This window comes from Actinomycetota bacterium, from assembly GCA_005888325.1.
Classification (GTDB): domain Bacteria; phylum Actinomycetota; class Acidimicrobiia; order Acidimicrobiales; family AC-14; genus AC-14.
The window spans coordinates 22,538-28,958 of sequence record VAWU01000038.1 but is presented as its reverse complement, the minus strand read 5'-3'; the positions used below and the strand labels follow the sequence as shown (position 1 = coordinate 28,958).

Below are 6,421 nucleotides of genomic sequence, written 5' to 3'. Positions count from 1 at the left end.
GCAGCCGTCTTGCTGGCCTCGGCGGCGTCTGCCGCGTCGAGCATCACGGTGTCTCCCTCGTCCGCGCCGCGAGGCAGCACCGTCACCATATCCGGGAACGTGCCGGTCAGCGGCACGGCGTCCTGTGCCTCCGGCGACCCGGCCCAGCTCACCTCGACCGCGGACCTGTTTCCGCCGGACGGGTTGGGGCCACAGGCGCCCCGCGACGCGATCGGCAACTTCAACATCACCTACACGATCCCTCCCACCGCGAGCTCAGGGGCTCACAGCATCGGCGTGCGTTGCGGCGGCGGTGCGGTCGGCGTCTCGGCCGCGCTCCAGGTGACCCAGACGCCGACGACGACGGGCGTGGCACCGACGACCACGTCGAGCACATCCACCTCGGTCGTCACGGTCGCCCCGACGACGACAGCGCCCCGAGCCACGACGACGACCCCGCGTGCCGCGCCCGCGCGCAAATCCAGCAGTCGCGCCGTGTGGATCGTGCTCGGTGCGCTCGCGCTGCTCCTCGCAGCGGGAGCGGCCGTGCTCTTCTTCCGGCGCAGAGGAGCTGGAGGCTCGGACTAGCGAGATTGGGCCTTGACACATCCTCGCCGCGTGAACACGATGCGCACACGCGCGGCGAATGCGGTGCGCAGCCGTCGCGACTCGGACGGCGTCCTTGACAGGAAGCTAGGGGGGAAGCCGTGAAGCGCTTCGTACGTTTGCTGTCCGTCCTGTCCGTCCCCGCACTGATCGCTCTGGCCGGTCCGGCCGGCGCGGGCGGCACCGGCGCCGCAGCCTCGCCGGTTCCGGTCCACATCAACACGTCGTTGCTCTCGCAGGGCGGCCGGATGTGGTTCGAGAAGCCGTCGCCGACCGCCACGAGTGGCCTCGCGGCCGCAGCGGGCTCGGTGGCCTTCGGCTCCAACGTCGACGCCAACGACCCGGCTCGCGACCTGGCGGCCGGCCAATCCGAGACGGCGATCGCAGCCGACGGCAATCGGGTTCTCGCGGCCTGGAACGATGCGACCGGGTTCTTGGTGCAGCCCAGCACGCTGCGCGCGGCATCGCTCACCGGCGTCGGGTTCTCCGCGGACGGCGGCAAGACGTTCACCGACTTGGTGGGCCTGCCCAACAACGAGGCCACTCGCCAGTGGTTCGGTGACCCGACGGTGGTGGCGCTGGGTGATGGCGTCCACTTCATCGTCGGGAGCCTCTTGCTGCCGCCCGGTCAAGCCTTCTGCTTCTCCCCCACCGAGAAGCTCATCTCGAAGCTGGCGGTGTCGGTGGCGACGGTGAGCCCCACCAACCAGGTGAGCTTCACCAACCCCATCGTCGCCGCCCGCGGGGCCAACCTCTGCGATTTCAGCAATCCGGACAGCGCGTTCCTCGACAAGGAGTTCCTGAGCTACGACGCCACCACCCGGACCCTGGTGATGTCCTACACCAGGTTCTTCAGCAGCTTCCCCCACTCGGGCACCGGGCAGATCGAGCTGGTACGTGCGCACGTGCCCGCCGACCCGGCCACGCTGTTGAAGACCGACTTCAGCCCGCCGGTAGTCGTGTGGCCCGAGGAGGGGGAGGTGGTGAACCAGGGCGCGTATCCGGCGGTCGCTCCCGGAGGCGTGGCATTCGTGGCATGGGAGCGCAACGTCGACACCAACCTGTTCTTCGGCAACCCCTATGTGTACCTCCACGTCGCCCGGGTGCAACCCACCGGGACTGCCCCCGACATCGGTGGCCCGAATCTCCCCCGCGTTCTCACCACGGGTCAGGCGAACTCCGATGGTTTGGGCGGCGTGCGCTCGCTCGACTCGGTCCCGATCGCTGGTTACAGCCGCGGCCTGGGCCAGGACTTCCCGCGCCTCGCCGTCGACGCGCCGCTCGGCAAGGTGGTGGCCGTCTGGAACGACGCCAGCCTCCATCCGTTGGGCGACATCTGGCTGCGCGCGCTGAACTACAACCTCGACATCTCACCCTCGACTCCCATCCGCAAGGTCAACGACGACAACTCCTTCGCCTTGCACTTCCTGCCGGCGGTGAGCGTCCGCGCGAGCGGCGCGGTCGCCATCTCGTGGTACGACCGGCGTCTCAACGGTGCCGACTCCACCCGCACGGATTACTTCGCCGACGTACGAGCGACGCCGGCGCAGAACGGTGCCGACGTTCGCGTCACCACCGGCGCGACCGACTGGGCAGGCACCTCGAGCCTGATCAACCCCAACTTCGGCGACTACACCGACAACGCCTCGAGCGGCGAGAAGACCTTCTTCATCTGGTCGGACGGTCGCATCGGGGTGCCGCAACCCTTCGTCGACTCGCGCTGAGGCAAACCGCCCGGGCGGAGCGAAGGCCGGTCTCGGCGCCTAGAGGTCGTCGAGCTTGGAATCGCCCTCGGGATCTGCCTGCGCGGCTCCGCCGCCGGCCTCGACGGTGTGGGCGGTGGGTGTCGTCGCGATCGCGCCCGATTCCACTTCGTGTGAACGCAGCTCGCTCAGCAGCCGCTCGATCTCCGCCGCGGTCTCGCCCGTCGCGCGACCCGTCTTCTCCGCATAGAAGACGGCGCCGAGGTCGCGCAACAACGCGTCCTCCTTCTTCTTGGACTGGACCTGGTCGAGCTTGGCCTGACCGGTCTTCACCCCTTCCTGCGCCTTCTGGGCGAGCTGCGTCGCCTGCTGCTTGGCCTTGTCGAGGAAGCCCATCGAATCTCCGTTCTCTCGTTGCCGATCAGTCGTTGCCGCTGCCGAGCAGACTCCTCCTTTGCGGGCTCCTAGAGACCGAGCGTGAGACGGATGACCCGGTCCTTGACCGCGGTGGGCGTGAGCGACTGGGCCAGTGCGAGCGCCTGGGCGTCGTAACCCACCAGGTAGCGGGCGCGCGGGAGCGGCGAGCCGAGCGCGCGCCCGATGACCCCCGCCACCTTCTTCGGTTGGCCCATGAGCGCCTGCGTCAGCTTCATCGTCCGCAGCGAGCGGCGATAGGCACCCTCGAACCGCGATCCCGCGTGACCTTCGACGTCGCGCGCGAAGTCCTCCCAGATGCCCGTCTTGAAGCCGCCCGGCTCGACGAGCACGACCTTGACGCCCGAAGACGCCACCTCCATCCGGAGCGCGTCGGACAGGGCCTCGAGCGCGTGCTTCGTCGCTTGGTACCAACCGGTGAGCGGCGTGGTCGTGCGGCCGTAGATGGACGAGACGTTGATGATGCGCCCCTCGCCGCGCTCGCGCATGGCGGGGAGCGCGAGGCGCGCGAGCCGCATCGGCGCGACGGTCATCGTCTCGAGCTGGCGACGCGCGTCGTCGTCGCCCACGTCCTCGATGGCGCCGGTGCCCGTGTAGCCCGCGTTGTTGACGAGGCCGAACAGGGAGAGCCCCGCCATGACCTCGCCGCACGCGTCGGCGTCGGTGACGTCGAGCAGCACGGTCTCGACCTCGACACCGGCGTCGGCGGCCGCCTTCGCCACCACCTCGGCCTTGTCGTCGGAGCGCACGGAGCCCACCGAGCGGTACCCCCGCCGAGCCACCTCGAGCACCGTGGCCAGCCCGATCCCCGAGTTGGCGCCCGTGGTCAGAACGGTGCGGTCCACGGCGTCAACCTACTTCCGGCGCTCAAGCCCTCAAAAGCCCGCGTCGATGCAGGTCACGTGGACACGCTGTCGTGGTGGGGCCCGGATCGGACGGCGGTCGCCGCCGCGACGTCGCCGGGGACCGGGGAGGTGCAGCTCAGCTGAGCCCCTCCCGTCCCGACAACATCCATTCGATGCACGGCATCTCCTCCCGCCGCGCGGCCAATGCCGTCTTGGCCGCGGGGGCGAGGCTCGCCGCGCTCAAGGACCAACTGACCGACCTCGCGGCCGCCGCGGGCGATGGCCCGCTCTCCCCGACGCAGGCCGCCCTCCAGCGCCGGCTGCAGTCCGAGGAGGGCGAGGCCCGCCGCCAGTACGAAGAGGCGGTCCACCGCTTCCGGTTCCTCAGCAACCCTCCCGTGCCCTCCGCCCGCGCCGCCACCTGAGCACCCGCCTACAGTGCGGCCATGGGCTACCGGGTCGTGCAGTGGGGCACCGGAAACGTCGGACGGCATGCGCTGCGATGCATCATCGGCCATCCCGACCTCGAGCTGGTCGGTGTGTGGGTGCACGGCGACGACAAGGTCGGCAAGGACGCGGGCGAGCTCTGCGGTGTCGGCCCGGTCGGGGTCCTCGCAACCAACGACGCGGACGAGCTCATGGCGATGAGGGCGGACTGCGTGTCCTACATGGCGACCGGTGACCTGCGTCCGAACGAGGCCGTCGAGGACATGTGCCGCATCCTCGAGACCGGGTCCAACGTGGTGTCGACCTCGGTGGTACCCCTCGTCTATCCGCCCACCGCCGATCCCCGCGCCGCGGCACGACTCGAGGAGGCGTGCCGGGTCGGAGGTACGTCGTGCTTCACGTCAGGTATCGATCCGGGCTTCGCCAACGACCTGTTGCCGCTGACGCTGCTGGGCGCGTGCGAGCGGGTCGACTCGGTGCGTGTGATGGAGATCCTCAACTACGACACCTACGACCAGGCCGAGGTGCTCTTCGAGACGATGGGCTTCGGCCAGGCCCTCGACAGCACCCCACTGCTGCTCTTCCCGGGCGCGCTCACGTTCGCCTGGGGCGGCGTGGTCTCGATGATCGCCGAGGGCCTCGGCGTCGAGCTCGACGAGATCCGCGAGACCCATGAGCGCCGGCCCGCGGAGACGACGTTCGACATCGCGGCAGGCCGAGTCGAAGCCGGCACCACGGCCGCGTTGCGCTTCGAGGTGCAGGGCATCGTCAACGGCCGGCCCGCCATCGTCGTCGAGCACGTCACCCGGCTTCACGACGCCCTCGCCCCCGACTGGCCGCAGCCGGCCGGCCATGGCTCCTATCGCATCCTCATCGAGGGATCGCCGTCGCTGAAGTGCGAGCTCGAGCTGTCCGACACGGCCGGCGACCACAACGCCGCGGGCCTCACCGTGACCGCGATGCGCCTGCTCAACGCGATCCCCGCGGTCTGCGAGGCCGAGCCCGGGCTGCTCTCCACCCTCGACCTGCCGCTCGTGACCGGCCGCCACGTGATGCGCTGAACCCCGTCGTTCTTGTCGTGCGCAACCGTCGACCGGACGGTTGTCTGCGACAAGAAGGAGGGGTTACAGGTCGGGCAGGTGCAGGTCGAGGTTGCCGGCCTCGAGGCCACCGTCGATCTCGATGACCTTGCCCGTCACGAAGCTGCCGGCCGGCGAGGCGAGCCAGAGCGCGCCGAACGCGATGTCGTCGGGCAGTCCGAGGCGGCGCAGCGGGGTCTTCTTGACCATCTCGTTGCGGATGTCGTCGTTGTCGAGCACGGTCTCGAGCGCGGAGGTGGCCACCGAGCCCACGGCGATGGCGTTGGCCCGCACGCGCGGGGCGAGGTCGGCCGCCATGAGCCGCGTCATGTGGGCCATCGCGGCCTTGGCCGTGCCGTAGGCGACGAAGCCGCGATCGCGCAGCCGGCCGATGGCGGAGCCGATGTTGACGATGCTCCCGCCGTCGCCCGCGAGCATGTGGGGCACGGCCAGCTTGCTGAGGGCGAACGCGGTCGTGACGTTGAAGTGGAACGCCCGCTCGAACATGCGCTCGCTCGTGTCGAGGAACGGACGGGGGCTCGTGCCGCCGGCGTTGTTCACCACCACGTCGATGCGTCCGAGCTCCGCCATCGCCCGGTCGACGAGCTCCTCGAGGTTCGCGGTCTCGCTCACGTCGCACGGCACGACGACGGCGCGACGTCCCGCGGCACGCACGTCGGCAGCCACCTCGTCGAGCTGGTCCTTCGTGCGCGACGCGATCACCACGTCGGCGCCGGCGGCCGCGAAAGTGCGGGCGACGGCCGCGCCGATTCCCCGCCCGGCCCCGGTGACTACGGCGACGCGGTCGGTGAGCATGAACTGGTCGAGGACCATTACGCCTCCAACTCGCTTCGGCCATCGGTGGCCCACCAGCTCGCGGTGAGACGCAGGCCCGCGACCTCGCCGCGGGGCTGGATCTCCTCGTACGTGCGCTTGTAGCCGGTGCGGTTGATCCGCCAACGCCCGTCATCGGCCTTCTCGTACTCGTCCTCGTAGAAAGCCGAGCCCCGAATCGTGATCTGCCACGCGGTCTCGACGACGACGTCGTCCATGGCCCACGTGCCCGTGGCCCGCGACGGCCCGACGATGTCGATCTCGGGCTGGTGGACGCGGTGGGTGGAGAGGAACGTCTCCGCGCTCATCGTGCGCTTGAGGAACCCGACGATCTCGTCCCGCCCGTGGTACTCGTACTTCCCACCGCTGTACGCGGCGACCGCGTCGTCGGTGAAGAGCGCACCGATCTCGTCGAAGCGCTTCTGGTCGAGGCACCGCATGTAGGCGTACTTGAGTCGCTTGATCGCCTCGATCTCCACCAGGTCGGAGACGT

At 69.8% G+C, this 6,421-nt stretch carries 8 protein-coding genes; 3 read left to right on the top strand and 5 right to left on the bottom strand.

Translation table 11 applies throughout. The features are described from left to right. The coding region (locus E6G06_14390) for a hypothetical protein (protein ID TML89536.1) at positions 1-227 on the bottom strand (227 nt) is incomplete at its 3' end. Positions 228-686: 459 nt separating this feature from the next. Here E6G06_14390 and E6G06_14385 point away from each other — a divergent pair. Continuing rightward, the gene (locus E6G06_14385; protein ID TML89535.1) at positions 687-2,309 is read left to right on the top strand and encodes a hypothetical protein; all 1,623 of its coding nucleotides are present in this window, start codon (positions 687-689) and stop codon (positions 2,307-2,309) included. A gap of 39 nt (positions 2,310-2,348) precedes the next feature. On the opposite strand, the gene E6G06_14380 is transcribed toward E6G06_14385, so the two are convergent. Both E6G06_14380 and E6G06_14375 read right to left on the bottom strand, forming a co-directional pair. Beyond that, positions 2,349-2,684 (bottom strand): hypothetical protein, encoded by a 336-nt coding sequence (locus E6G06_14380; GenBank protein ID TML89534.1) that lies wholly within the window; start codon positions 2,682-2,684, stop codon positions 2,349-2,351. A gap of 68 nt (positions 2,685-2,752) precedes the next feature. Then, positions 2,753-3,568, bottom strand: a complete 816-nt coding sequence (locus E6G06_14375; protein TML89533.1) for an SDR family NAD(P)-dependent oxidoreductase — start codon at positions 3,566-3,568, stop codon at positions 2,753-2,755. 173 nt (positions 3,569-3,741) lie between these two features. Here E6G06_14375 and E6G06_14370 point away from each other — a divergent pair, with 173 nt between their 5' ends. Both E6G06_14370 and E6G06_14365 read left to right on the top strand, forming a co-directional pair. Further along, positions 3,742-3,993, top strand: coding sequence for a hypothetical protein (locus tag E6G06_14370; GenBank protein TML89532.1), 252 nt, complete (start codon positions 3,742-3,744; stop codon positions 3,991-3,993). A 21-nt stretch (positions 3,994-4,014) separates the two neighbouring features. Further along, complete coding sequence (locus tag E6G06_14365) at positions 4,015-5,076, top strand: diacylglycerol kinase (GenBank protein TML89531.1); 1,062 nt, start codon at positions 4,015-4,017, stop codon at positions 5,074-5,076. Between the two features lie 63 nt (positions 5,077-5,139). Here the strand turns inward: E6G06_14365 and E6G06_14360 are convergent, their stop codons facing one another. Further along, the gene (locus E6G06_14360; GenBank protein ID TML89530.1) at positions 5,140-5,928 is read right to left on the bottom strand and encodes an SDR family oxidoreductase; all 789 of its coding nucleotides are present in this window, start codon (positions 5,926-5,928) and stop codon (positions 5,140-5,142) included. Beyond that, positions 5,928-6,368 (bottom strand): nuclear transport factor 2 family protein, encoded by a 441-nt coding sequence (locus tag E6G06_14355; GenBank protein TML89538.1) that lies wholly within the window; start codon positions 6,366-6,368, stop codon positions 5,928-5,930. Before E6G06_14355 ends, E6G06_14360 begins: the two co-directional genes overlap by 1 nt. Positions 6,369-6,421 lie beyond the last annotated feature (53 nt).

Excerpts from the sequence above, each read along its gene's own strand:
- E6G06_14360 (TML89530.1), bottom strand. The coding sequence starts at position 5,928 with ATGGTCCTCGACCAGTTCATGCTCACCGACCGCGTCGCCGTAGTCACC.
- E6G06_14365 (TML89531.1), top strand. The coding sequence starts at position 4,015 with ATGGGCTACCGGGTCGTGCAGTGGGGCACCGGAAACGTCGGACGGCAT.
- E6G06_14380 (TML89534.1), bottom strand. The coding sequence starts at position 2,684 with ATGGGCTTCCTCGACAAGGCCAAGCAGCAGGCGACGCAGCTCGCCCAG.
- E6G06_14370 (TML89532.1), top strand. The coding sequence starts at position 3,742 with ATGCACGGCATCTCCTCCCGCCGCGCGGCCAATGCCGTCTTGGCCGCG.
- E6G06_14355 (TML89538.1), bottom strand. The coding sequence starts at position 6,368 with ATGCGGTGCCTCGACCAGAAGCGCTTCGACGAGATCGGTGCGCTCTTC.